A 24,741-nucleotide genomic window follows, 5' to 3' on the forward strand; every position below is an offset into this window, starting at 1 on the left:
TTAGTGACTAACCTTGCTTTTGTCTAACGGCGCGGGCGTGTGGAGTATGAAGCCATGACTGATTACGGACACGCCTTAACCTTCGGGCTCAGCCTCGACCCGGAAGCCGACCGGCTTGACGAGACCAGGCGGCTGGCCAAGGCCGCCGACGAGAAGGGGCTGGACTACCTGGCCGTCCAGGACCACGCCTACCAACCCGGGCACCTGGACACCTGGACCCTGATCACCCATATGGCCACGCAGACGAAGCGCATCTCGTTCCTCACTGATGTCGCGGATCTGCAGTTGCGCCCACCGGCCATGCTGGCCAAGGCGGCCGCCTCGCTCGCGGTGCTGGCCGGGGGGCGGACCGTCCTCGGCGTCGGTGGCGGGGCGTTCGCCGACGCCATCGCCGGCATGGGCGGTCGGCGCCGCGCCGGTGGCGAGATGGTCGCCTACACCGAGGAGTCCCTGCACGTGATGCGGGCCGCGCTGGGCGGCGGCGGCGTGCGGCTGCTCAGCGACCAGCATGCGATCGAGGGGTACGAGGCGGGCCCGGTGCCGCCCCTCCCCATTCCGCTGTGGCTCGGCAGCCAGGGGCCCAAGATGCTCGGCGTGACCGGCCGCGCCGGTGACGGCTGGATCTCCCCGCTCAACATCTACGTCACGCCGGCCCAGGTGCCCGCCAAGCAGAAGATCGTCGACGAGGCGGCTCTCATCGCGGGGCGCGACCCCGCCGACATCCGGAGGATCTACAACGTGATCGGCACGATCGGCGGCCTCCGTGGCGGGCCCGGACTGGTGGGGGATGTGCGCCTGTGGACGGACACGCTCACCGAATGGGCGGTCGAGCTGGGCTTCGACACGTTCGTCTTCTGGCCGGTGGCCGAAACCCGGGGGCAGCTCGAGGTGTTCGCCGCCGAGGTCGTCCCGGCCGTCCGTGAGCGCGTCGGCCAGATTCGGGGGCAGCGATGACCGCCGAACTGTCTCCGCTCCCGGCCGCCCTCGAGGGCAGGCTCGTCGTCCCCGGAGACCGGCGGTACCCGCTGCTGCGCTCCACATACACGACCGTGGCCAACCCGGCCGGCGTGCTGCTTCCCGAGAACACCTCGGAGGTGGTCGCCGCGCTGGCGTTCGCCCGCGAGCAGGGCCTGCCGCTGTCCGTGCGAAGCGGCGGGCACGGCCTGTCCGGGCGTTCCTCCAACGACGGCGGCGTGGTCGTCGACCTGTCCGCGCTGAACCGCGTCGAGGTGCTCGACCGGGCGGCGCGGCTCGTCCGGGTCCAGGCGGGGGCCCGCTGGGCGCAGGTCGCCGAGGCGCTCGAGCCGTACGGGCTGGCGATCAGCTCCGGCGACTACGGAAACGTCGGCGTCGGCGGCCTGACCACCGGCGGCGGCATCGGCTGGCTGGTTCGCCAATACGGGCTGACCATCGACCACCTTCGCGCGGCGGAGGTCGTCCTGGCCGACGGCACCGTCGTGCGCGCCGACGCCGAACACGAACCGGACCTGCTGTGGGCCGTACGCGGCGCCGGCGCCGGGGTCGGCATCGTGACCGCCTTCGAGATCGAGGCGACCGAACTGCGCGACGTCGGGTACGCGCAGATCACCGTGCGGCTCGACCGGGACGGCCGCGTCCTGCGGCACTGGGCCGACTACCTGGCCGAAGCGCCGCGCGAGTTGTCGACCCTCGTCAACCTGCTGCCGGACGACCGCTCTCTGGTCGCGTCCATCACCGCCGTGGTCGCCGACGGGAGCGAGCGGCGGCTGCGGAGGGCGGTCGAGCCGCTGCTCCGCATCGGCGCCACGCTTGACCAGCATGCGCAAATCGTCCCGTATTCTGCCCTGGTGCCGACGGCGCACCTGCACGCCAACGTCGGCCAGCAGCCCACCACGACCACCAACGGGCTGCTGACGGCCATGACCGACCAGGACGCCGCGACGATCGCGGCCGTCATGCGCGGCCCGCACCGGCCGATGATCCAGATGCGGTCCGTGGGCGGGGCGGTCAACGACGTGCCGCCGGACGCGACCGCTTACGCGCACCGGCGCCACGGCACGCTGGTGGTCGCCACGGTGTTTCCTCCGGGACGCGGCGCGGCACTGGACGCCGCCTGGCAGCCCCTGGCCGAACGGGTCGACGGGACGTACGTCAACTTCGAGGGCCGCCCGGACAAGAGCGCCTTCGAGCGGATCTACCCGGGTGCGACCGGCGACCGGGTCCGCCGGCTCTGGCACCGCTACGACCCGGACGGGATCTTCCGGACCCCGTGGCAGCTGTAAGGCGAAGACCTCGCCATACCTGTCGCAGAGGAGTAGGAGACAGGTGGCCGCCTCGGCCCGCCGATCCGAGCGGATCAGCGGGGTGGACACCTCAGCGGCGAACGTCTCCAGCCGCCGCCGGATACGAGCAAGCTGTTCGGGGGGCACGTCCGCATCGAACCATCACCCGGCTGACTCGACCGGTCGACAACAGGCCGACCTGACAAAGCACTGCTAGGAGGGCCTGCTCCGGCGGGGGTAGCCGGTCCTGAAACCGTCTATGGCGTCCCTGGTGGCCCGCAGTGCCGCGTCCGAGGTCTCGAAGGTGCGCTGGGCGACGCCGACGAAGATGCAGTCGACGATCAGGAGCTGGCTGATCCGGCTGGCCAGCGCCCCCGGGCGGAAGGCGGTCTCCCTGCCCGCCGAGACCAGGACGTGGTCGGCGAGCCCGGCCAGGGAGGAGCGGGGGTTGTTGGTGATGGCCACCGTGGTCGCGCCCGCCCGCCGCGCGACGCGCATCGGCGCCAGCACGTCGGGGGTCTCGCCGGTGCAGCTCACCGCCACCGCGACGTCGTCGTCGCGCACCAGCGCCGCGCTGGTCAGCGCGAGGTGCGCGTCGGTGTAGGCGTGGCCGGGCAGGCCGATCCGCATCAGCTTCTGCACCATGTCGGCCGCCACCAGCCCGGAGGCACCGACCCCGTAGACGTCGACCTTGCGCGCCCCGGCCACCGCCTCCACCACCATGCCCAGCCGCTCGGGGTTGAGCTGCGCCGCGGTGTCGGCCAGCGCCTCCGACTCGGCCCTGGCCACCTTCGCGATCACGTCGGTCAGCGGGTCGTCGGGGCCGAGGTCGCCGGGGACCAGCCGTTCCGGCTCGTTCCTGGCCACCGCCGCGGCCAGGGCGAAGCGCAGCTGGGAGTATCCGGCGAAGCCCAGGGCCCTGGCGGTGCGCACGATCGTGGCCTCGCTGGTACCGGAGGCCGCGCTGAACTCGGTGATGGTGCTGCGTGCCACCACCGCGGGGTCGTCGAGGATGAGACGGGCGATGGACTGGGCCGCGGGGGTGAGGGAGGGGAGGACGGCCCTCACCGTGGCCACCAGGTTCACGGGGGTGGGGCCGTCGAGGACGTTCATTAAGCGCCTTTCATGTCATAAATCAGCCTATTGGTCGCCGGTCAACCAGCGGGCCACGGCGCGGGCCGAAGCCCGGGAGATGCCGTTCGTGGTCACGTACACGGCCCCCGAGGGTTCGCCGGGCATCCCGGTCTCGACCACCACGGTGTCGGGGCGCAGCGCGACGGCCCGCGCCAGCAGCTCGCCGACCCACGGATGGCGCCTGGCGTCGTGCACCACCATCACCAGCGGCCGGCTCCCGTCGCTCAGGTCGGGCAGCTCGGGCGCCTCCACGGTGACGACGTGGCCGACGGTGCCCGGCAGCACCTCGGTGAGGGCGCCGATGAGACCGGTGAGCATGCCCGGCTCGACCGCCTCGCTCAGCCGGGGGGCGATGTCGACGACCAGCGGCGGCCCGGAGAGCACGGCCGGGGCGTTCGTGCCGGTCACGCGGATGGCCGCCCGCGCGGTGCGCAGGCCGAGCTCCTCGCCCTCGTCCCCCGGGCCCCGGGCGGCGATCCCCGCCGCCCGCGCCTCCGCGGCGGCGCTCGCGGCGTACCAGCCGGACAGCGCGAGCACGCGGGAGGCGGCCTCGGCCAGCCGGTCCTCGGCCAGCCTGCCCTCCCGTACGGCGGCCACGATGGCGTCGCGCAGCTCGTGGACGTTCTCGCCCCCGGGGGAGGAGATGCCCGCGCAGATCGCGTCGGCCCCGGCCGCCAGGGCGCGGACCGCGATCTCCCCCGGCGGGTGGAGGGCCGCGACGGCGCGCATCTCGATGGCGTCGGTGACGATCATCCCGGTGAACCCCATCTCCTCGCGGAGCAGCCCGGTCGTGATCCGCCGGCTCAGCGTCGCGGGGTTCTCCGGGTCGAGGGCCGGGATCAGCAGGTGCCCGCACATGACGGCCCGTACCCCGGCGGCCACCGCCGTGCGGAAGGGCGGCAGGTCACGCTCGGCGAGGAGCCGCGGGGAGGCGTGCAGGGTCGGCAGGGCGTGGTGGGAGTCGGTGTGGGTGTCGCCGTGGCCGGGGAAGTGCTTGGCGCAGGCGGCCACCCCGGCCCCCTGGAGCCCGGAGATCCAGGCGGCGGTGTGCCGGGAGACCAGCTCGGGATCGGCGCCGAAGGAGCGGACGCCGATCACCGGGTTGACCGGGTTGGCGTTGACGTCCGCCACCGGGGCGTAGTCGAGGGTGATGTCGGCCGAGGCCAGGAGGCGGCCGATCTCCTGGGCGACCAGCCGGGTCGCCTCGACGTCGTCGGCCACGCCCAGCGCCCGGTTGCCCGGCCACGAGCTGCCCCGCGCGGCCTGCAGGCGGGTGACGGATCCGCCCTCCTCGTCCACCGCGATCACCGCGGCGGGGTTCTCCGCGCGCAGCCGGGCGACCAGATCGGCGGTGTGGCCGAGGCCGTCGAGGTTGCGGGCGAACAGCACGGTCCCGCCGAGGCCCTCGTCGCCGAGCGCGCGGAGCAGCCATCCGGGCGGCTCGGTGCCGTCGAAACCCGGCTGGAGGACGGTCATGGCCAGCCGGGCCAGGTCGGGGCTGCGATGGGGCATGCGGTCACCTTCTCGATCGAGGCAGGCGTCTTCTGACAGGTCGGCGGGAGGAGGTGTCTCAAGGCAGATTACACATCAATGACAATTTTCTTCATTATCATTGCCTTAGAAGTAGCTTTCTGTCATCCTCGCGATCGAGAACCCGTGACCTTGTGACCTTGTGATCCCGTGCCGGTCTCGCGATCATTTTCGCGTTCGTCCGCATGTCCGTCCGCACGTCCGCCGTCGTGCCCGCCTCGCGTCCGTCCTGCCCGTCCTCATGTTCGCCGTCGTGCCCGCCCCGGTGCCCGCCCTCGCGTCGGCCCGGCGGCGTCCGGACCGCGGTCCCCGGCCCGCCGCCCGGGGCCGAACACCCCTGGAGTCCGCATGAGCTCATCCAGCCGGCGAGCCGTCCTGCGCGGCCTCGCCCTCGCCGTCGCGGCGACCGCCGTGCCCCTGTCCGGCCGGGCCCCGGCCTCCGCCTCCTCCGCCGCCTCCGGGATCTCGTACGGGACCGGCGCCGGGCGGGTGCCGCCGCTGCGCCAGATGCGCGGCATGTGGATCGCCTCGGTCGCCAACATCAACTGGCCGTCGAGGACCGGGCTGAGCGCCGCGCAGCAGCGGGCCGAGTATCTCGGCTGGCTCGACCTGGCGCGGGCCCGCGGGCTCAACGCGGTGTTCGTGCAGATCCGGCCGACCGCCGACGCCTTCTGGCCCTCCCGGTACGAGCCCTGGTCGCAGTACCTGACCGGCGTGCAGGGACGTGACCCCGGCTACGACCCGCTGGCCTTCCTGGTGGCGGAGACGCACCGGCGGGGCCTCGCCTTCCACGCGTGGTTCAACCCCTACCGGGTGTCGATGCAGGCCGACCCGGCCCTGCTGCACCCCGACCACCCCGGCCGCAGGCACCCCGACTGGATCGTCCCCTACGGCGGCAAGCTCTACTACAACCCCGGCATGCCCGAGGTCCGCGCGTTCGTGCAGGACGCGATGATGGACGCGGTCACCAGGTACGACATCGACGGCCTGCACTTCGACGACTACTTCTACCCGGTCAACACCACCGCCTTCGACGACGCCGAGGCCTACGCCCGGTACGGCGCCGGCTTCCCCGACCTCGCGGCCTGGCGGCGCGAGAACGTCGACCTCCTCGTACGGGAGATGCAGCGGCGGGTGCGGCGGGTCAAGCCCGAGGTCGCCTGGGGCATCAGTCCCTCGGGCATCTGGCGCAACCGGGCCACCGACCCCCTGGGGTCGGAGACCAGCGGCGGCCAGTCCTACGACAACCTGCACGCCGACACGCGCGGCTGGGTCGAGAAGGGGTGGCTCGACTACATCGCGCCGCAGCTGTACTGGTACATCGGCCAGTCCAACGCCGACTACGCCAAGCTGGTCCCCTGGTGGTCCGACGTGGCGGCGGGCACCGGCACCCAGCTGTGGATCGGCCAGGCGGCCTACAAGGCCGGGGCGGCGGGCCAGCCCGCCGAGTGGTCGCGGCCCGACGAGCTCAGCAGGCACCTCACCCTCAACGAGGGCCACCCCGAGGTCGGCGGCGACATCTGGTACAACTCCGGCGACGTCCGCGACGACCGGATCGGCTCGATCAGCGCCGTGGTGACCGGCCACTACACCCGCCCCGCGCTGTCCCCGCTGCTGCCCAGGCTCGCCTCGGGCCGGGCCCCGGGCCGCCCGCTCGTCCCCCTGGCGCGCCGGGTGCCCGGTGGCGTCGAGCTGCGGATCCTGGCCGCCGGCCGGCACGTCCCGTTCCAGTACGCGGTCTTCCGGCTCGACCGGCCGGCCGGGCCTGGGGACCTCGCCGACGCCCGGAACCTGATCGCGGTCCTCCCCGCCGCCCGTGACCTGCGCTGGACGGACCCGGCGGGCACTGGGAGCGCTGCGGGCGCTGGGGGCGCCGGGGGTGCCGGGGGTGCCGGGGGTGCGTACTACCACGTGGTGGCCGTCGACCGGGCCGGCCGCCTGAGCCCGCCCAGCGCCGCCCGCCGTGCGCGGTGACGGCCCGGTGGGATCCGGGGGATCGTGAGGGGGTGAAGGCATGCGCGTGCTGGGGTTGATGTCGGGAACGTCCCACGACGGGATCGACAGCGCGATCGTGGACTGGTCCCCGGACGGCGACGTGCTCACCGGTGCCGTCGAGCACACCGGCACGCGGCCGTACGAGGGGCGGCTGCGCGAGCGCATCGCCGGCGCGCTGCCGCCCAATCCGGCCGACATGGCCGAGGTGTGCCGGCTCGACACCCTGATCGGCCAGGCGTTCGCCGACGCCGCCGAGGAGTGCGGGCCGGTGGATCTCATCTGTTCGCACGGGCAGACGATGTTCCACTGGGTGGAGGACGGCCGGGTGCGCGGCACGCTGCAGCTGGGCCAGCCCGCCTGGATCGCCGAGCGGACCGGCGTGCCGGTGGTCTCCGACCTGCGGGCCAGGGACGTGGCCGCCGGAGGGCAGGGCGCGCCGCTGGTCTCCTATTTCGACCTGCTGCTCCTGGACGGGCTGCCGGGGCCGAGCGGCGCGCTCAACCTCGGCGGGATCGCGAACCTGACCGTGCGGGACACCGGGACGGCCTACGACACCGGCCCGGCGTCGGCGCTGATGGACGCGGCGGTGTCGGCCGCCACGGGCGCGCCCTACGACGAGGACGGCCGCCTCGCCGCCTCGGGGGAGGTGCACGAGGGGTTGCTGGCGGACCTGCTGGCCGAGCCGTACTACCGGGCCCCGCCGCCGAAGAGCACCGGCAAGGAGCTGTTCCACCCCGGCTACCTGGACGGCAAGACGTCGCCGTACGGGCCGGACCTGCCCGACCTGCTGGCGACGCTGGCCGCGCTCACCGCGGAGACCGCCGCGGCGGAGATCCGGCGCCACCGCCTCGAGACGGTGGTCGTCTCCGGGGGAGGGGTGCGCAATCCGGTGCTGATGGCGATGCTGGCCGCGCGGGCCGGGGGCGCGCGCATCGTGCCGAGCGACGAGCTCGGCGTCCCCGCCGGCGCCAAGGAGGCGATCGCCTTCTCGCTCCTCGGCTGGCTGGCGGCGCACGGGCTGCCCGCGACGGTCCCCGGCTGCACGGGCGCGTCCGGTCCCCGCCTCCTCGGCGCGATCACTCCCGGCGCCGGGGCGCTGAGGTTGCCGGAACCCCTCGACGGGGGACCTCGCCGCCTGCGCCTCACCACGGCGGGGGCGGCCGGATAGGTCGTGAAGGCATCCCCCCGGTGGCTCGCCGCACCCGGGCCGGAAGGGGGAGGGGGGCGGGCGGCGTGGCGGTTGAAAAGGGGCCCGCCACGACGCCCGTAAGGCGCGGGATCCCGCCCGCCCGGCGTTCGCCTGCCGTCCTCCGCGCAGGGCCGGCATGTGTGAGGACGGGCGAGCTCACCGAAGGGCCTGCGCCTCGGGCCGGCCGCCAGGGCGGTCTCCCCGCCGGGGGCCGGGAACCGGCGCGTTCTAGACTTCGGTGAGGGGGTCCACGTCCGCGCGGGAGGGGTGTTCGTTGTCCGAGGACGGCCAGGTCGCACAGGGGGGCACGTACCTGTTCTCCTACGGGACCCTGCGGCAGCGCGACGTGCAGCTGTCCACCTTCGGCCGGGAACTGGACGGCAGGCCGGATCTGCTGCCCGGCCACACGCTGTCGACGGTGGCGATAACCGACCCGGACGTCGTCGCGGTCAGCGGCGCCGATCGCCATCCGATCGTGCGGGCCACCGGTGATCCCTCGGACGGGGTCGAGGGAACGGTATTCGAGATCACCGGCGCGGAGCTGGCCGCCGCCGACGGCTACGAGGTGGCCGACTACAGCCGGGTGCCGGTGACGCTCGCCTCCGGCGTGCGCGCCTGGGTCTACATCGCCTCCTGACCCGGCGGGGGAACCGCGCCCCGGCCGGGGAGCACGGGCGCTCGGACTTGACCTTGAGCGGGGTTCAGGTCTCATCCTGGGGGTCCCGAGGAAAGAGGAATCCCATGAGCGAGGATCTGGTCGACTTCTGGTTCGATCCCGGTTGCCCCTGGGCCTGGATCACCTCCCGCTGGATCCTGGAAGTGCGCGAGGTGCGCCCCATCACGATCAACTGGCGGGAGATGAGCCTGGCGGTGATCAACGAGAAGCAGGACCTGTCCGAGGAGTACCGCGAGAGAGTCGAGATCGGCCGGGGCACCATGCGGGTGTTCGCGGCGGCGCGCGCGGCGGCCGGGGACGCCGCCGTCGGTGACCTCTACACCACGCTCGGCACCCGTTACCACGGCGAGGACGGCCTGTTCCGGCGGCCCCGCGACACGAAGCCGGACGGCGGTCTCGCGGGCCGGCGGGCCGCGATGGAGGCCCTGGAACCGGTGATCGCCGCCGCGCTCGCCGACGCCGGGCTGCCCGCCGGGCTGCTCGCCGCGAGGACCGACGGCGCCTGGGACGAGGCGATCCACGCCTCGCACGCCCTGGTGCCCGGAGGGAAGCGGAACCCGTCGCTGATCGGTGTCCCCACCATCTCGGTGAACGGGCACGCCGGGCAGTTCGGTCCGGTCATCAGCGAGATCCCGGCCGGCGAGCGGGCCGGGCGGCTCTGGGACGCGTTCAAGGTGCTCGCCACCGAGGAGACGTTCTTCGAGCTCAAGCGGGTCACCGACCGGGCGGTTCCCCGCACCTGGCCGCAGGCCCCATAGCGCGGGACGAGGCCTCCCTGCCGGCGTCCTCGCCGCGCTTGACGGAGAAATAACCGCTTTTTTCGTGAACGATACGCTTGATCATGTTCGTCACCCCTCACTGAGGGCAGGCCCCCGAGTGTGATGGAGCGTGAGGTTCGTCGGCACCGCCGTCGCGGTGCCGGCCTGCGGAAGCGTGATCGCCGTTCCGGGGTTCGTGAGAGGGGCGGCTCGACCGGTACCGCGAGCGGACCACTCTCTCCGCGTCACGGTGGCGTCGAGTAGCGGTTTTTGTCGGTGAGTTCGGGGGAGCGCCCCGCCGACGGCCGCGACCGCGTGACCGAAGGCGGGACCTCCCTCACTCGTAACGTCGCGGTACGGCGACAGAGATGGGGCCGGGAATGAGGATCGTTGGGATCGCGGGAAGCCTTCGCCCGGGGGCGTACGTCTGGAGGCTCCTGGAGGCGGCGGCACGGGAACTGCCCGCGACGGTGGACTTCGAGATCTGGCGGGGCCTGGACCAGGTGCCGTCCTTCGAGGACGGCGAGCTCCCGGGGCCGGTCGCCGATCTGTGGCACCGCCTCTCCGCCGCGGACGGTGTACTGATCACCGCGCCGGCGCACAGCGCGCTCCCGGCACAGCTGGGACACACGCTCGACTGGATCTCGTCCGCGCGCGGCGGCGCGGTCCTGGTGGGCAAGCCGGTGGGCGTGGTGACCGCCTGCCCGCGCGCCCACGAGGGGATGTGGACGCAGATCCAGCTGCGCAGGGCCCTCGGCGCGGCGGGGGCGGTGGTGTGCGGCGCGGAACTGGCCGTCTCCCCGGCTCCGGACCGGTTCGACGCCGCCGGCAGGCTCGCCGACCAGGACTACCGGGGCCGGCTCCGCGACGTGCTGGACGAGATCTGCTCCCCGTCCCTCGCCGGGGCCGGTTCTCTCGGCAGGTCCGCCGTGTGAGGCCCGCCCGACCGCTCGCCGGGGCCCTCGGGCCCCGGTCCTCAGGATCCGCCGTAGGGCGTCCGCGATCCCGCCGTACGGTCCCGATCCTCCGAGTGCCCCTCGACCCGCCGAGCGGTCCCCGCCGGGAGGCGACCGCCGCGTCGTGCGCCACGAAGGCGCGAAGGGATGAGGAAGGGAGGTTGCCGTGGGGAGATCCGGCCAGGAGGTGGCGCTGCGAGCCCTCGGCGCGGCGCTCGATGTGCACGCCCCGGCGGCCAGGCACGGCGTCAGGACGTTCCCCGAGGGCACGCCGTTCCTGTGGCTGACCGTTCCCGGCGCGGGAGGCGCCACCGTCTTCCTCGAGGAACGCCACTGGATCTGCCTGAGCGAGCCCGAGCGGGGCGGGGTGACCGTCCAGCTCGTCGCCGGCGGGGTCGACGACGACCCGGCCCTCGTCGTGGGCCGCCTCATGACCGTCATGACGCCGGTGCCGCGCCGCGGGGGAGGCCTGTCACGCGCGCTGAAGGTGGGACTGCTCGGTCTCGCCGGGGGAGCGGGCGTGGGGCTGCTGGCCGCGCTGCTCATGGCCATCCTCGTGGCCGGCAACGGCTACACCTCGGACACGACGATCGGCGTGGTGTACGTCCTGGCCGCGCTGATCGGCCTCGGTACCGGGCTCTGGGTGTCGCTGCGCTGGTGGCGGATGGACAGGGAACCGCGTGATCGTGATTCCGGTGGGCAGGGACCGTAGGGACGACCACCTGGAGGAACGACATGGCCGAGTTGCTGGCGATCTACAACGAGAGCGCGGGGAGCGCCGACGACGAGGCCAGGGCCACCGCCCTCGAGACGCTGCGCGGCGGTGGCGCCGACGTGATCGAGGCGCCCGCCGGGGAGAAGGACCTGGACGAGATGCTCGACGCCTGTCCCGGCAGGGACGTGGTCGTGCTGGGCGGTGACGGCACGTTGCACGTGGTGGTCGCCACCCTGCACCGGCGCGGCGAGCTGGACGCCCGCACGGTGGGGCTCGTGCCGCTGGGCACCGGCAACGACTTCGCCCGCGGCCTGGGCATCCCGCTGGAGCCGCCGGTCGCGGCCCGCGTCGTGCTCGCCGGACGGCCCCGGCCGCTCGACCTCCTGGTGGACGACGAGGGCGGGGTCATCGTCAACATGGTCCACCTCGGCATCGGTGCCGAGGCGTCCGAGGGCGCCACGCCGCTCAAGCCGGTGCTCGGGCGGCTCGCCTACGCGGTGGGAGCGCTGCTCGCGGGTGTGCGCAGCCCCGGCTGGCGGCTGCGCGTGACCGTGGACGGCCGCTCCGTCGGCGACGGGCGCCCGGCGCTCATGGTGGGGATCGGCAACGGCGTCACGATCGGCGGCGGCACCCCGCTGGCTCCCAGGGCCAGGCCCGACGACGGCATGGCCGACGTCATCGTCTCGCTGATGACCGGTCCGCTGGACAGGCTCGTCTACGCCCTCCGGCTGCGCAGGGGAACCCACCTCGGCCTGCGCGACGTGATCACCACTCGCGGCGGGGAGGTGACCGTGGAGGGCGGCCCCGTCCCGGTGAACGCCGACGGCGAGCTGACCGGCCGGATCACCCGGCGCCGCTGGACGGTCGTGCCCGCCGCCTGGCGCATGTTCGCCTGAGGTCGCTCCCGCTCCGCCCGAGGCCGGTTCGCGAGAGCCCGGCCGACCGGCGGGCGGCCACTTCGGGAGGTGCCCGCCGGTCGCGCGTCGTCGCGGTCAGCCCAGGGACGCCGAGACCAGGTCGCGCGCCTCCTGCTGCACCCGCGCCAGGTGCTCGGGGCCCTTGAAGGACTCGGCGTAGATCTTGTACACGTCCTCGGTGCCTGAGGGGCGGGCGGCGAACCAGGCGCTCTCGGTGGATACCTTGAGCCCGCCGAGGGCGGCGCCGTTGCCGGGGGCCGAGGTGAGCACCTGGGTGATCTCCTCCCCGGCGAGGCTGCCGGCGGTGACCTGCTCGGCCGAGAGCCTGGCGAGCACCGCCTTCTCCTCCCGGGTCGCGGGGGCGTCGACGCGGGCGTAGGCGGGGTCGCCGAACCGGGCCACCAGGTCGCCGTAGTGCTCGCTCGGCGAGCGGCCCGTGGTCGCGATGATCTCCGAGGCGAGCAGCGCCAGGATCAGGCCGTCCTTGTCGGTGGTCCACACTGAGCCGTCGCGCCGCAGGAACGACGCCCCGGCGCTCTCCTCGCCGCCGAAGCCCAGCGAGCCGTCCAGCAGGCCCGGCACGAACCACTTGAACCCGACGGGGACCTCCATCAGCCGCCTGCCCAGGTCGGCCGCCACCCGGTCGATCATGCCGCTGCTCACCAGCGTCTTGCCGATCCCGGCGGCGGCGGGCCAGCCGGGCCGGTGGGAGTAGAGGTAGGAGATCGCCACGGCGAGGTAGTGGTTGGGGTTCATCAGCCCCCCGTCGGGCGTGACGATGCCGTGGCGGTCGGCGTCGGCGTCGTTGCCCGTGGAGACGTCGAAGGCGTCGCGGCCGGTGATGAGCGAGGCCATCGCGTACGGCGACGAGCAGTCCATCCGGATCTTGCCGTCCCAGTCCAGCGTCATGAACCGCCACGTCGGATCGGTCAGCGGGTTGATCACCGTCAGGTCCAGCCGGTGCCGCTCGGCGATCTCCCCCCAGTACGCGACGCTCGCCCCGCCCAGCGGGTCGGCGCCGATGCGCACCCCGGCCTCCCGGACGGCGTCGAGGTCCAGTACCGAGGGCAGGTCGTCCACGTAGTGGCCGAGGAAGTCGTACCGGCCGGTCGTGTCGGCGGCCAGCGCCCTGGCGTACGGGACCCGCCTGACCTCCTTCAGGCCGTCGGCGATCAGCGCGTTGGCCCGGTCCTGGATCCACGAGGTGGCGTCGGTGTCGGCCGGGCCGCCGTGCGGCGGGTTGTACTTGAACCCGCCGTCGCCGGGCGGGTTGTGCGAGGGGGTCACCACCACGCCGTCGGCCCGTCCCGAGGAGCGCCCCCGGTTGTGGGCCAGGATCGCGTGGGAGACCGCGGGGGTCGGGGTGTAGCCGTCCCGGCTGTCGACCATGACCGTCACCCCGTTGGCCGCGAAGACCTCCAGCGCCGACACCTGTGCCGGTTCCGACAGCGCGTGGCTGTCGGCGCCCAGGAACAGCGGGCCGTCGATCCCCTGCGCCGCACGGTACTCCACGATGGCCTGGCTGGTCGCGAGGATGTGGTCCTCGTTGAACGCGACGTTCAGCGAGGAGCCCCGGTGTCCCGACGTCCCGAACGCCACCCGCTGGCCCACCTCGCCCGGGTCGGGATGCAGAGCGTAGTAGGAGGTCACCAGGCGGGCCACGTCGACAAGGTCGGACGGCCCGGCGGGCTGTCCCGCGTGTTCGTGCGTCATCGCAGTCTCCTCACATCACACCTGAGCTAACCGTATCTGCCCCTAAATCGGATAAGCCTGCACAACTCATGGAAGGCTTGTGGTGAACCGGTGACCCCGCACCCCCCGTAGGCCGTTGACAACGTTGTCATAAACGTCATACCTTCAGCCTGTTTGCCCAGCCACTTGGGTATCGCACCCTTTGTGCCATTGACCAGCGGAGGATCTCCTTGCACAGCCGCGTGGTGGCCCCGGTGGCCGCCTGCCGTCCCTCCGGGTTCCGGTGCGCCGGAAAGGCCGGCCGATGACCGCCCTCGCGATCGACATCGGCGGCACCAAGTTCGCCGCGGCGCTGGTCCGGCCGGACGGGACCGTGGCACGCAGGGCGGAACTGCCGGTCGGCCCGGATCCCGAGGCGACGCTGGCCTCGCTCGTCCGGCACATCCGCGAGGTCCCCGACGTTCGTGACACCGATGGCGCCACCGGCACAGGCGCCGCCGGAGAGACCGGGGACCTGGGAGATCTGACCGGGGTCGGCATCGGCTCGGCCGGTCCCCTCGACGCCGTCGCCGGTACGGTCAGCCCGGTCAACATCCCCGCCTGGCGTGACTTCCCGCTGGTCGGCGCGGTGAGCGAGCTCCTTCCCGGCCTTCCCGTCGCGCTCGCGGGAGACGCGCAGTGCATGGCGCTGGGGGAGTGGTGGCGGGGCGGGCATTCGCGCTCCCGGGCCCTGCTGGGCATCGTGGTGTCCACCGGCGTGGGCGGGGGCCTGGTCCTCGACGGGGTGCCGTACGTGGGACCGACCGGAAACGCCGGGCACATCGGGCACATCGCGGTGGACAGCGACGGACGGCTCTGCCCCTGCGGGGCGACCGGCTGCCTGGAGACGATCGCCAGCGGCCCGAGCATGGTCCGCTGGGCGCTGGAGAACGGCTGGAGCGCTTCCGGCGCGCACCCGGACGCCCGCGCGCTCTCGGCCGACGCCGCGCGCGGGGTCCCCGTCGCCCGGCAGGCCTTCCAGCGGGCCGCCGACGCGCTGGCCGTGGCGATCCTCACCACGGCGGCGCTCTTCGACCTCGACGACGTCGTCATCGGGGGCGGCGTCTCCGGAGCGGGGGAGACCCTGCTCGCCCCGCTGCGCCAGGCGGTCGCCAAGCGGGCGGGCCTCGGCTTCCTGCGCGGCCTGAACGTCGAACGTACCTCCCTGGAACGCGACGCCGGCCTGTACGGCGCCGCGGCCCTGGTCCTCCCCGTCGCGGGGTAGAGGACCGCGTTCTCTCCTCCGCCCGCAGGCGGAGGTGTCCACGCTAAGGAGAACCGATGAGCTCACTAGCCGTCCAGCTGTACTCCGTGCGCGAACAGGCGGCCGTCGACCGCCGCGCCGTGCTGCGCCGCATCGCCGACATGGGCTACGGCGCGGTCGAGCCGTACGACGTGCACCTCGATCCGGAAGGTCTCCGCGACGACCTGCGGGAGGCGGGGCTCTCGGTGTGCAGCGTGCACGCCCCGCTCCTCGACGAGCGGCGCGCGGCCGCGCTGGCCGGGGCCGTCACCGTCGGCGCGGAGACCGTCATCGTGCCCGCCGCCCCCGCCGAGTGGTTCGCCGGCAGGGAGGGGGTCGAGCTGGCCGCCAGGAGCATCGGCGAGGCGGCCCGCGAGGCGGCCGACCACGGGCTGCGGCTCGGGTACCACAACCACTGGTGGGAGCTGGAGCAGCGGGTGGACGGCCGTCCCGCGCTGGAGGTGCTCGCGGAGCTGCTCGACCCCTCGGTGCTGCTGGAGGTGGACCTCTACTGGGCGGCGACCGGCGGGGTCGACCCGTCGGAGCTGCTGACCCGGCTCGGCGAGCGGGTGAGCCACCTGCACGTCAAGGACGGCCCCGCCACCCAGGAGGGCCCGATGACCGCGGTCGGCACCGGCCGGGTGCCCATCGTGGACGCGCTGAACACCGCGCCGGACGCGGTGCGGATCGTGGAACTCGACCACTGCGCCACCGACATGCTCCAGGCGCTGGCCGACAGCCACGCCTACCTGACCGGTCTCGCCGCCGCCGGGCGGGTGAACCCGTGACCGGCCCGCTCGGGGTGGCGATCGTCGGCTGCGGGAACATCAGCCACCAGTACCTGGGCAACCTCACCTCCTTCCCCGGCGTGCGGGTGGTGGCGTGCGCGGACCTCGACCTGGACCGCGCCGCGGAGGTCGCCGCGCGGTACGGCGTGCCGGTGGCGACCTCCCCGCAGGAGGCGATCTCGCACCCGGACGTGGAGCTGGTGGTCAACCTCACGGTCCCCGCCGCGCACGCCGAGGTGGCGCTCGCCGCCGTCCGGGCCGGACGGCACGTCTACAACGAGAAGCCGTTCACCGTGGACAGGGAGTCCGGCGCGCGGCTCGTGGAGGCCGCCGCCGCGGCGGGGGTGCTCCTGGGCAGCGCCCCCGACACCTTCCTGGGCGCCGGGCTGCAGACCGCGGCCAGGCTCGTCGCCGAGGGGGCCATCGGCACCCCGCTCACCGCCCTGGTCCTGTTCCAGACGCCGGGCCCCGAGTCGTGGCACCCGAACCCGGAGTTCTTCTTCCAGCCGGGGGCCGGGCCGCTGTTCGACATGGGCCCCTACTACCTGACGACCCTGGTGACCCTGTTCGGCCCGGCGTCGCGGGTGACCGCGGTCGGCCGCAGGGCCAGGGACGAGCGGGTCGTCGGCTCCGGTCCCAAGGCCGGGACGCGTTTTCCGGTGGCGGTGCCCACCCACACGAGCGCGCTCCTGGAGTTCGCCGCGGGACAGGCCGCCACGATGGTCTTCAGCTTCGACTCGCCGCTGCGCTGCACCGGGTTCGTCGAGATCACCGGTACCGAGGCGACCATGCGGGTGCCCGATCCCAACACCTTCGGCGGCGAGGTGCGGTTGCGCCGGGCCGTCGACGACGAGTGGGTGCCGGTCCCTGCGAAGGGCACCGAGGCCGGTCGCGGCCTGGGCGTGCTCGACATGGCCCAGGCCGTCCGCGAGGGAAGGCCGCACCGGACCACCGGCGAGCTGGGCCTGCACGTCCTCGACACGATGATCGCCGTCGCGGAGTCCGCGGAGCGGGCCGAGTTCGTGGAGATCGGCAGCACCTGCCCGGTACCGGCGCCGCTGCCCGAGGGATGGGACCCGGCCGCGATCCGTTTCGACTGACGGGTCCGGGCCCGGGGGCCCGACGGCGAGGACGCGAGGGGTGGACCGTTCTCCGGTCTGCCCCTTGCGCTTGTTACTCGTCCGAGTTATTTATTACCTATGCAAGTAACGAAGCCTCCGAGTCTCGCGGCCACCGCGCGACGCGCCCAGATCGTCGAGGCGGCGATCGAGACGATCGCCGAGCTGGGGTACGGGCAGGCCTCCTTCGCGCGCATCGCCGAGCGGGCCGGGCTCAGCAGCACTCGCCTGATCTCGTACCACTTCCGGGGCAAGAACGAGCTGATCGCCCAGGTCGTCGCCGAGGTCCACCGGGAGATCGGCGAGTTCATGTCCGAGCGGGTGCGGGCGGAGCCCACGGCCGGCGGGGCGATCAGGGCCTACATCACGGGCAACGTCGAGTTCATCGTCACCCACCGCGTCCGGATGAGGGCGCTGTACGAGATCTTCGTCAACTACCGGGGCGAGGACGGCGAACGTTCCCACGACGCGGCCACCGACCTGGGAACCCTCTCCCACATCGAGGAGATCCTGCGCTGGGGCCAGCGGGAGGGCGAGTTCCGCGCCTTCGAGCCGAGGGTGATGGCGATGAGCATCCAGCGGTCCGTGGACGGGCTGCCCTTCCTGCTGGAGGCCGACCCGGACGTCGACACCACCCTCTACGCCGCCGAGCTGGTGACCATCTTCGACCTGGCCACGCGGAGCGGGAGATGAGAGCGGAACGCGAGGCGAGGGCGGAGCCGGGAACGGAGACGAGAACAGGGACGGATCCGAAGACAGGGGCGGGAACGGGGACCGAGGCGGAGGCGAGAGCGGGGGCGGAGCCGGAGACGGGAACGGGGGCCGGGGCGAGGGCGGAGACGAGGACGAGAGCGGGCCGTCGGGCCGCGGCCGTCCTGATGCTCGTGGACCTCGTCCTGCCCATCGGGCTCTACTACGCCCTGCGCGCGGCGGGCGTCGGCTACGTCAACGCCCTGGTCGCCGGTTCCCTGGTGCCCGGCACCGGAATGGTCGCCGTCCTCGTCAGGGAGCGCCGCCTCGACTCCGTGGGCCTCTTCATGGCGAGCGCCATGCTGGTGAGCGCCGGGCTGGCGGTCGTCGGCGGCAGCCCCCGTTTCCTGCTCCTCAAGGGCGCCCTGCTGATGGTCATGGCCGGCGGCTGGTTCCTGGCCACCGCCCGGGGGCCGAGACCGCTGGCCCTGCAGTTCTCCCGGCCGCTGCTGGAGGGCCGGACCGGTGCCAGGGACGTGTCGTGGGACGACCTCTGGAGTGGCTCGCCGCGCTTCCGCCGGGTGTGGCGGGTCTCCACGGTCGTCTGGGGCGTCGGGGCGCTGGCCGACGCGGCCGTCCGGGTGGTGATCGCCCTGGCTGTCCCGATCGACCTCGCCGTGGGGCTGAGCGGCCTGCAGTACGGGGCCTTCTCGGTCCTGATGCTGGTGATCATGAACGTCTACCAAGCGCGCGCCGGCCTCCACGACCCCCGCTCCGGCCTCTACCTCGTCCCCGGCGCGGGGAGGCACCGGTAGTGGGTGGTCAGCCGTCCCTCGTCGTCCAGGATGTGAAAGGCGAGCGCGGGCGGCTGGTCGAGGTGGACGTGGTCCTCGGGGTGGGCCCGGTGCTCCCAGGGGAGCCGGAGGGTGGAGACGACTCCCGGTGCCACCAGCAGCGGCCGTCCGGCGAAGGTGGTCGCCGCCGGGGTGTGGGCGTGCCCGCACAGAAAGGCCGCGAGGTTGGGGTGGCGGTCCGCGATCGCGGCGAGCCGCTCCGCGCCGAACTGGCGGATGCCGTCGACGAAGGGGACGTGCAGCCGAGCCGGCGGGTGGTGGAAGCCGACCAGCACGGGCACCCGGGCCGGGGCCCGGGTCAGGGTGTCCTCCAGCCACGCCAGCGTCTCGTCCTCGAGGAAGCCCTCGTCCTTGCCCGGCACGGAGGAGTCGCACAGGGCGATGACGACGCCGGCCGCGTGGTGCACCTGGTTGATCGGCGCCGTCGTCTCCGGCCGCCCGAGCAGGTGCCGCCGGAACGCGGCGCGTTCGTCGTGGTTGCCGGGACAGATCATGACCGGGTGCCGGGAGGTCAGGAGCAGGCGGGCCCGCTCGTACTCCTCCGGCAGGGCGTGGTCGGCGATGTCGCCGGTGACCAGGACGGCGTCCAGGTCGTAGGGGAGGTCTTCGAGGTGGTCCATGACGGCCCGGGTGCGCTCGGCGCTGCGCTCCCCGCCGTCGATGTGGGTGTCGCTGAGGTGGGCGATCACGATCATCACCGTGGTCCCTTCGTCGCGGTGTGCGGGAGGTGAGCGAGGACGGCCGAGCGGCCCCGGGCCGGCGCACCGATCGCGATGACGGCCGAGCGGCCCTGGTCGCGCACCGATCGCGATGACGGCGACCCGTTTCGCGCTCGTGCTCCCCGTTCGGGCTCACCTCGAAAGTAGAAGGTCACCGGACCAAGAATAAGATCCGGTTTCATGCCGAATTATTGGGCCGGTTCCCGGCTCGATTTGTACATCTCCCCCGACGCGGCGGGCGGGCGGCGCTCCGGCCTGGAGTCCGCGCTCCGGGCGGCGATCCGTCAGGGACGCCTGCCCGCGGGGACGCTCCTGCCGTCCACGCGCGGGCTGGCCCGGGAACTCGGGTTCTCGCGGGGCACCGTCAGCGCCGCCTACGACCAGCTGGTCGAGGAGGGCTACCTGACCACGCGGCCGGGATCGGGCACCAGCGTGGCCGAGGCGCCGCGACGCGCCCAGGCTCCCGCGCCCCGCGCGCCCGCGCCGGCGACCTCGCCCCACGACCTCCGCCCCGGCCGCCCCGACGTCAGCGCCTTCCCCACCCGGGCCTGGCTCGCCTCCACCCGTCGCGTCCTGGCCCACGCCCGCCCGGAGGTCTTCGGCGCCGGAGACCCGCAGGGGCGGATCGAGCTGCGCGAGGCGCTCTCCGGCTACCTGGGCCGCACCCGCGGCGTGATCACGACCCCGGACCGCATCGTGATCACCTCGGGCTACTACCAGGGCCTTGGCCTGCTCAGCGGGGTGCTGGCCGCGGACGGCACCCGCACCGCGGCCGTGGAGGACCCGGGCCACAACGCCTTTCGCGACGTCGTCCGGCGCGCGGGGCTCACCGTCCTCGCCCTGCCCGTCGACGCGCACGGCGCCCGCGTGGAGACGCTGACACGGCGCGCGGGAGCGGCGTTCCTCACCCCCTCGCACCAGTACCCGACCGGCGTCCCGCTGCGCCCCGGCCGCCGCCAGGCACTGGTCGCGTGGGCGCGCTCCACGGGCGGTCTGATCGTCGAGGACGACTACGACGGCGAGTACCGCTACGACCGCCAGCCCGTCGGTGCCCTCCAGGGCGTCGCCCCCGACCAGGTCGTGTACTGCGGCACCGCGTCCAAGACCCTCGGCCCCGCCCTCCGCCTGGCCTGGATGGTCCTGCCGCCGCACCTGGTGCGACCGGTGACGCTGGCCAAAGAACGATCCGACCTGTACACCGAGACCCTGGGCCAGCTCGTCCTCGCCGACCTGATCACCACCCACGCCTACGACCGCCACATCCGCGCCGCCCGCCTGCGCTACCGCCGCCGCCGCGAACTCCTCCTCGACCGGCTGGCCGCCGTTTCAGGCCTTACCGCCCACGGGGTCCCCGCCGGCCTGCACACCCTCGTCACCCTCGCGCCCGGCGGCCCCACCGAGGACCGGCTCCTGGCCAGGTGCGCCCGCCACGGCGTCGCCCTGCGCGGTCTCACCGAACTCCACCACGATCCCGCCGGCCGCCCGCGGGGTCTGCTGGTCGGCTTCGCCGCCCCGTCCGAGCGCGCCTACCCGGCCGCCCTCGACGCCCTGTCCGCGGCCCTCGCCCCCGACGGGCCGGTGTGAGCGCCGTCGCGGGTCCGGCCCGCCCGCGGGCGCGCCGGGACGTGTTCGTTCAGGGGGCCCGGTCGGCGGGGCCGACGATCTTCGGCTCCGGCTCGGCGGGCTCTCCGGAGGGCTCCTCCAGGCGGGCGCGGAGGCGGGCGCGGATCTCGTCCGGGGTGTACGCCTGCCGCCGGCGCTCGGCCCGCGCGATCACGACCCCCGTGGCCGCGACGCCCGCCACTCCTGCCAGACCGAGTACCTTCCACCATCGCATGTGCCTACGCTAGCGGAATGTCCGGCAAGAGCATCAGCCTCGACGAGGCCGTCAACCTGACCCGCACCGGCGACGTGTGGCTGTTCCGCGGTCGAACGGTGCCCGATCGAGCCATCCAGACCATGACGAACAGCCCCGTCAACCACGTCGGCATGTCGGTCGTCATCGACGACATGCCGCCCCTGATGTGGCACGCGGAACTGGGCCGCTCCCTGCCCGACCTGTGGTCGGGAACCCACCAGCGCGGCGTCCAGCTGCACGACCTGCGGGAGGCGGTCACGGTCTGGGCGACCAGATACGGCCAGCGCGGCTGGCTGAGGCAACTGGAGCCGCAGCCCCCCCGCGAGATGGAGGACGCCGTCCTGCGCACCGTCGCCCGGCTGGACGGCACGCCCTTCCCCTCGACGGCCAGGCTCGCCGGCCGCTGGATGAAGGGGCGGGTGCCCAAGATCTTCAAGCGGGGCACGGAGGAGAGCGCCCTGGAGAGCGCCTACTGCGCCGAGGTCGTCGCGGTCACGTACGAGGCCATGGGGCTGCTGCCGGGGGGACGGCGGCCGAACTGGTACGACCCCGGCCGGTTCTGGAGCGGCGACGACCTGGAGCTGACCGGAGGGTTCCGGCTCGGGGGAGAGATCACCGTGAGGCTGGGGTAGGCCGTACGAGGAAGGGAGCGGCGGACGCAACCCCCGGCACCCGCCTTCTCGAAGACACAGGCGGCGGACCCCCGCACCCGGGGGACTCCACGGACCCACGGACCGGTGAACCCGGTGAACCCGGGGGGCCCGCGGACTCCGTGCCGCCGTCGACCCGGGGGGGACGCGTCATGCAGGACACGGTGGTCATCGTCGGTGCGGGGCTCGCCGGTCTCGCGTGCGCCCTCCGGCTGCGCTCGGCGGGAGTGGAGGTCCACGTCGTCGAGGCGGCGGACGAGGTGGGCGGCCGGGTACGCACCGACGTCGTGGACGGCTTCCGGCTGGACCACGGCTTCCAGGTGTTCAACACCGCCTACCCGGAGGCCGCGCGGGTCCTCGACGTCGCAGCCCTGGACCTGCGCCCGATCCCGTCCGGCCTGATCTCCTTCGACAGGGGCCGGCGGGAGCGGCTCATGCTGCCCTGGCGCCACCCGGGCCAGGCGCTCAGCGGGCTGCTGGCCGACGTGGGCTCACCGGCCGACAAGGCGGCCCTGGCGGCGCTGACCGCGCGGGACCTCCTGCTGCCGGCGAGCCGGTTGCGCGGCGGGCGCGAGCGCACCACGCGCGAGGAGCTGCGGCACTGGGGCGTCTCGCCGAAGATGGTCGAGAAGCTGATCCGCCCGTTCCTGTCGGGCGTCGTCCTGGAGCGGGAGCTGGAGACCTCCAGCCGTTTCTTCCACCTCGTCTGGCGTGCCTTCGCCCGGGGAACGGTCGGGGTGCCCGCGCTCGGCATGGGGGAGATCACCCGGCAGCTCGCCGCCCGCCTCCCCCCGGGGGCGCTCGCGCCGGGCACCCCGGTCCTCGCCGTGACCGGGGAGGGGGTGGAGACGGCCGGGGGCGCGACGATCCCGGCCCGCGCGGTGGTGGTGGCCACCGACCCCGCCATGGCCGCCACGCTCTGTCCGGGGCTGGAGATCCCGGCGATGCGCTCGGTGACGACCTTCTACCACGCCGCCTCCCGTTCCCCCATGGACGACCCCACGCAGATCGTCGACGCGGAGGGCCACATCACCGACACCCTGGTCATCAGCGACGCCGCGCCCGAGTACGCCCCGCCGGGCCGCGCGCTGGTCTCCACGTCGGTGCTGGGGGTCCTCTCCGACGCGGACGAGCCCCGGGTCAGGGCGCGGCTGTCGCAGATCTACGGGACCGACACCTCGGGCTGGGAGCATCTGGCGACGTACGCCGTCAAGGGGGCGCTGCCCGCGATGGTGCCGCCGTTCCGGCTGCGGCGCCCGGTGCGCCTCGCGCCGGGCCGCTACGTGTGCGGGGATCACCGCGACACCGGTTCGCAGCAGGGCGCCCTGGTCTCGGGGCGCCGGGCCGCCGACGCCGTCCTGGCCGACCTGGGCGCCTGACCCGGGGGCGTCCCTCAGGCCAGCCGGGCCGGGAAGCCGCCGGTGGCGATGGGGCCCCAGCGCTCCGGGGTGAGGCGCAGCAGCGACTTGCCCTGCCGCGTCATGGCCGCCCGGTACTCGTCCCAGTCGGGGTGCTCGCCGGAGATCGACCGGTAGTAGTCGACCAGCGGTTCGAGGGCCTCCGGCAGGTCGAGGACCTCGGCGGTGCCGTCCACCTGCACCCAGGGGCCGTCGAAGTCGTCCGACAGGACCACGATGCTGACCCGGGGGTCGCGGCGGGCGTTGGAGGTCTTGGCCCGCTCGGGGTAGGTGGACACCACGATCCGGCCCTCGGCGTCGACGCCGCAGGTCACCGGGGACGCCTGCGGCCGGCCGTCGCGCCGCGCCGTGATGACCAGCGCGCGGTGGCGGTCTCGGAGGAAATTCAGAAGCCGGTCGCGGGAGACGACCTCGTTGGTTGCGATCTTCGGGCTCATAATGCCCACTCTACGGGGGATGTGGCACGCCCGAATTAACGCCCTGACGAATGGAAAATGGCTCTCTTTCTCGGGAGATATGTGGTCAAGAGTCGTCTAATGGGGCATTTGACACCAAATATCAGGGAATTGATCTCCAATGCAGGACATGAGTGGCTCGGGAACCCGCCGACGGACCCCGGATGGCTCATCCGCCCAAACAAGGAGATAACCGTGAAGCAGAAGTCTCTTCTGGCATCGGCCCTGACCGTGCTCGCCCTGACCGCCGTCCCCGCAGCGCAGGCGGTCGCCGCCGACGCGCGCATCTTCTCTCCCACACCGATCCCGACGGACACGGCTCTGCCGACCGACAGCGCCTCGCCCACGGACAGCATGTCGCCCGAGCCCTCGGGCATGATGACGGAGCCGTTCGGCCCGGGATGCGCGTCCCTGCCCGCCAGCGGCGAGGGCAGCCTCAGCGAGATGGCCTCGCAGCCGGTCGCCACCGCGGCCGCCTCCAACCCCGCCCTGTCCACGCTGGCCCAGGCGATCGAGCAGGCAGGCCTGACCGAGACGCTCAACTCCGCCAAGGACATCACGGTGTTCGCGCCGACCAACGACGCGTTCGCCAAGATCCCGAAGGACGCGCTCGACAAGCTCCTGGCCGACAAGGCGCAGCTCACCAAGGTCCTGACCTACCACGTCGTCGAGGGGAAGAAGGCTCCCGAGGACCTGAGCAGCGGCGACCTGACCACGATGCAGGGAGGAACGCTGAACGTCACGGGCTCCGGCGAGGACTTCACCGTCAACGACGCCAAGGTCGTCTGCGGCAACATCCAGACCTCCAACGCCGTCGTCTACCTCATCGACACGGTGCTCATGCCGAAGTGACCGCGGTGACGCGACGCTCGTGACGGTCACGACGGCCGTGACGACCACGACGGCCCCGGTGGCCGTCGTGGCCCGGCCGGCCGGGCCGATCCGATCCGGCCGAAGGAGGGGTGCCCGTACGGGGCGCCCCTCACCCGTGGCCCCGCACGCGTGTCCCGTTCCCACGGCTCCGCACGCCTGCCCCGCTCCCATCAGTTCCTCCCGAGGGGGCCGTCGCCTTTAGGCGACGGGGGA

General features: G+C 73.4%; 24 protein-coding genes. 18 read left to right on the forward strand and 6 right to left on the reverse strand.

Annotated features, from left to right (window positions below; all coding sequences use genetic code 11):
* Window positions 1-54: 54 nt before the first annotated feature.
* Entirely contained in the window at window positions 55-954 is a 900-nt protein-coding gene (locus tag ACTOQ1_RS27070) for an LLM class flavin-dependent oxidoreductase (RefSeq protein ID WP_440070818.1), read from the forward strand.
* On the forward strand, window positions 951-2,261 hold the full coding sequence (locus ACTOQ1_RS27075; RefSeq protein WP_440070819.1) for an FAD-binding oxidoreductase: 1,311 nt from the start codon (window positions 951-953) through the stop codon (window positions 2,259-2,261). The genes ACTOQ1_RS27070 and ACTOQ1_RS27075 overlap by 4 nt, the downstream gene beginning before the upstream one ends.
* Window positions 2,262-2,474: 213 nt before the next feature.
* On the opposite strand, the gene ACTOQ1_RS27080 is transcribed toward ACTOQ1_RS27075, so the two are convergent.
* Together ACTOQ1_RS27080 and ACTOQ1_RS27085 are read right to left on the reverse strand one after the other, a co-directional pair.
* Window positions 2,475-3,374 carry a MurR/RpiR family transcriptional regulator gene (locus ACTOQ1_RS27080; protein WP_440070820.1) on the reverse strand — a complete coding sequence of 300 codons (900 nt, stop codon included), beginning with the start codon at window positions 3,372-3,374 and terminating at the stop codon, window positions 2,475-2,477.
* 27 nt (window positions 3,375-3,401) lie between these two features.
* Window positions 3,402-4,907: a glycoside hydrolase family 3 protein gene (locus ACTOQ1_RS27085; RefSeq protein ID WP_440070821.1), complete on the reverse strand. Its 1,506-nt coding sequence runs from the start codon at window positions 4,905-4,907 to the stop codon at window positions 3,402-3,404.
* A 366-nt stretch (window positions 4,908-5,273) separates the two neighbouring features.
* Here ACTOQ1_RS27085 and ACTOQ1_RS27090 point away from each other — a divergent pair, with 366 nt between their 5' ends.
* The 7 genes from ACTOQ1_RS27090 (at window position 5,274) to ACTOQ1_RS27120 (ending at window position 12,110) form a co-directional block, all read left to right on the forward strand.
* Entirely contained in the window at window positions 5,274-6,899 is a 1,626-nt protein-coding gene (locus tag ACTOQ1_RS27090) for a glycoside hydrolase family 10 protein (RefSeq protein WP_440070822.1), read from the forward strand.
* Window positions 6,900-6,939: 40 nt separating this feature from the next.
* Window positions 6,940-8,088 (forward strand): anhydro-N-acetylmuramic acid kinase, encoded by a 1,149-nt coding sequence (locus tag ACTOQ1_RS27095; RefSeq protein ID WP_440070823.1) that lies wholly within the window; start codon window positions 6,940-6,942, stop codon window positions 8,086-8,088.
* Between the two features lie 295 nt (window positions 8,089-8,383).
* Window positions 8,384-8,746: a gamma-glutamylcyclotransferase family protein gene (locus ACTOQ1_RS27100; protein WP_440070824.1), complete on the forward strand. Its 363-nt coding sequence runs from the start codon at window positions 8,384-8,386 to the stop codon at window positions 8,744-8,746.
* 104 nt (window positions 8,747-8,850) lie between these two features.
* The gene (locus ACTOQ1_RS27105) at window positions 8,851-9,543 is read left to right on the forward strand and encodes a mycothiol-dependent nitroreductase Rv2466c family protein (RefSeq protein ID WP_440070825.1); all 693 of its coding nucleotides are present in this window, start codon (window positions 8,851-8,853) and stop codon (window positions 9,541-9,543) included.
* A gap of 380 nt (window positions 9,544-9,923) precedes the next feature.
* On the forward strand, window positions 9,924-10,478 hold the full coding sequence (locus tag ACTOQ1_RS27110; protein WP_440070826.1) for an NADPH-dependent FMN reductase: 555 nt from the start codon (window positions 9,924-9,926) through the stop codon (window positions 10,476-10,478).
* A 187-nt stretch (window positions 10,479-10,665) separates the two neighbouring features.
* Entirely contained in the window at window positions 10,666-11,211 is a 546-nt protein-coding gene (locus tag ACTOQ1_RS27115; RefSeq protein ID WP_440070827.1) for a hypothetical protein, read from the forward strand.
* A 23-nt stretch (window positions 11,212-11,234) separates the two neighbouring features.
* Window positions 11,235-12,110 carry a diacylglycerol/lipid kinase family protein gene (locus tag ACTOQ1_RS27120; protein ID WP_440070828.1) on the forward strand — a complete coding sequence of 292 codons (876 nt, stop codon included), beginning with the start codon at window positions 11,235-11,237 and terminating at the stop codon, window positions 12,108-12,110.
* A gap of 96 nt (window positions 12,111-12,206) precedes the next feature.
* Here the strand turns inward: ACTOQ1_RS27120 and pgm are convergent, their stop codons facing one another.
* Window positions 12,207-13,844, reverse strand: a complete 1,638-nt coding sequence (gene pgm, locus ACTOQ1_RS27125) for a phosphoglucomutase (alpha-D-glucose-1,6-bisphosphate-dependent) (RefSeq protein WP_440070829.1) — start codon at window positions 13,842-13,844, stop codon at window positions 12,207-12,209.
* Window positions 13,845-14,127: 283 nt separating this feature from the next.
* Between pgm and ACTOQ1_RS27130 the strand changes: the two genes are divergently transcribed.
* From ACTOQ1_RS27130 to ACTOQ1_RS27150, 5 genes are all read left to right on the forward strand, one after another.
* The gene (locus ACTOQ1_RS27130) at window positions 14,128-15,087 is read left to right on the forward strand and encodes an ROK family protein (protein ID WP_440070830.1); all 960 of its coding nucleotides are present in this window, start codon (window positions 14,128-14,130) and stop codon (window positions 15,085-15,087) included.
* A 56-nt stretch (window positions 15,088-15,143) separates the two neighbouring features.
* Complete coding sequence (locus ACTOQ1_RS27135) at window positions 15,144-15,893, forward strand: sugar phosphate isomerase/epimerase family protein (protein ID WP_440070831.1); 750 nt, start codon at window positions 15,144-15,146, stop codon at window positions 15,891-15,893.
* Entirely contained in the window at window positions 15,890-16,993 is a 1,104-nt protein-coding gene (locus ACTOQ1_RS27140) for a Gfo/Idh/MocA family protein (RefSeq protein ID WP_440070832.1), read from the forward strand. The genes ACTOQ1_RS27135 and ACTOQ1_RS27140 overlap by 4 nt, the downstream gene beginning before the upstream one ends.
* A gap of 99 nt (window positions 16,994-17,092) precedes the next feature.
* Entirely contained in the window at window positions 17,093-17,704 is a 612-nt protein-coding gene (locus ACTOQ1_RS27145; protein ID WP_440070833.1) for a TetR/AcrR family transcriptional regulator, read from the forward strand.
* The gene (locus ACTOQ1_RS27150; protein ID WP_440070834.1) at window positions 17,701-18,516 is read left to right on the forward strand and encodes a VC0807 family protein; all 816 of its coding nucleotides are present in this window, start codon (window positions 17,701-17,703) and stop codon (window positions 18,514-18,516) included. The genes ACTOQ1_RS27145 and ACTOQ1_RS27150 overlap by 4 nt, the downstream gene beginning before the upstream one ends.
* Here the strand turns inward: ACTOQ1_RS27150 and ACTOQ1_RS27155 are convergent.
* Window positions 18,483-19,250, reverse strand: a complete 768-nt coding sequence (locus tag ACTOQ1_RS27155) for a metallophosphoesterase (protein WP_440070835.1) — start codon at window positions 19,248-19,250, stop codon at window positions 18,483-18,485. The genes ACTOQ1_RS27150 and ACTOQ1_RS27155 overlap by 34 nt on opposite strands.
* Before the next feature lie 204 nt (window positions 19,251-19,454).
* Here ACTOQ1_RS27155 and pdxR point away from each other — a divergent pair, with 204 nt between their 5' ends.
* Window positions 19,455-20,858, forward strand: a complete 1,404-nt coding sequence (pdxR, locus tag ACTOQ1_RS27160; RefSeq protein WP_440070836.1) for a MocR-like pyridoxine biosynthesis transcription factor PdxR — start codon at window positions 19,455-19,457, stop codon at window positions 20,856-20,858.
* Window positions 20,859-20,907: 49 nt separating this feature from the next.
* On the opposite strand, the gene ACTOQ1_RS27165 is transcribed toward pdxR, so the two are convergent.
* Window positions 20,908-21,111 (reverse strand): hypothetical protein, encoded by a 204-nt coding sequence (locus tag ACTOQ1_RS27165; RefSeq protein ID WP_440070837.1) that lies wholly within the window; start codon window positions 21,109-21,111, stop codon window positions 20,908-20,910.
* 17 nt (window positions 21,112-21,128) lie between these two features.
* Between ACTOQ1_RS27165 and ACTOQ1_RS27170 the strand changes: the two genes are divergently transcribed.
* Window positions 21,129-21,764: a hypothetical protein gene (locus ACTOQ1_RS27170; RefSeq protein WP_440070838.1), complete on the forward strand. Its 636-nt coding sequence runs from the start codon at window positions 21,129-21,131 to the stop codon at window positions 21,762-21,764.
* Between the two features lie 170 nt (window positions 21,765-21,934).
* On the forward strand, window positions 21,935-23,161 hold the full coding sequence (locus tag ACTOQ1_RS27175; RefSeq protein WP_440070839.1) for an NAD(P)/FAD-dependent oxidoreductase: 1,227 nt from the start codon (window positions 21,935-21,937) through the stop codon (window positions 23,159-23,161).
* A gap of 14 nt (window positions 23,162-23,175) precedes the next feature.
* Here the strand turns inward: ACTOQ1_RS27175 and ACTOQ1_RS27180 are convergent, their stop codons facing one another.
* Window positions 23,176-23,637, reverse strand: a complete 462-nt coding sequence (locus tag ACTOQ1_RS27180) for a PPOX class F420-dependent oxidoreductase (protein WP_440070840.1) — start codon at window positions 23,635-23,637, stop codon at window positions 23,176-23,178.
* 213 nt (window positions 23,638-23,850) lie between these two features.
* Here ACTOQ1_RS27180 and ACTOQ1_RS27185 point away from each other — a divergent pair, with 213 nt between their 5' ends.
* Window positions 23,851-24,507: a fasciclin domain-containing protein gene (locus ACTOQ1_RS27185; protein WP_440070841.1), complete on the forward strand. Its 657-nt coding sequence runs from the start codon at window positions 23,851-23,853 to the stop codon at window positions 24,505-24,507.
* The last annotated feature ends 234 nt before the right edge of the window (window positions 24,508-24,741 follow it).

It is taken from the genome of Streptosporangium sp. OZ121 (genome assembly GCF_051918885.1).
Lineage (GTDB): Bacteria > Actinomycetota > Actinomycetes > Streptosporangiales > Streptosporangiaceae > Streptosporangium.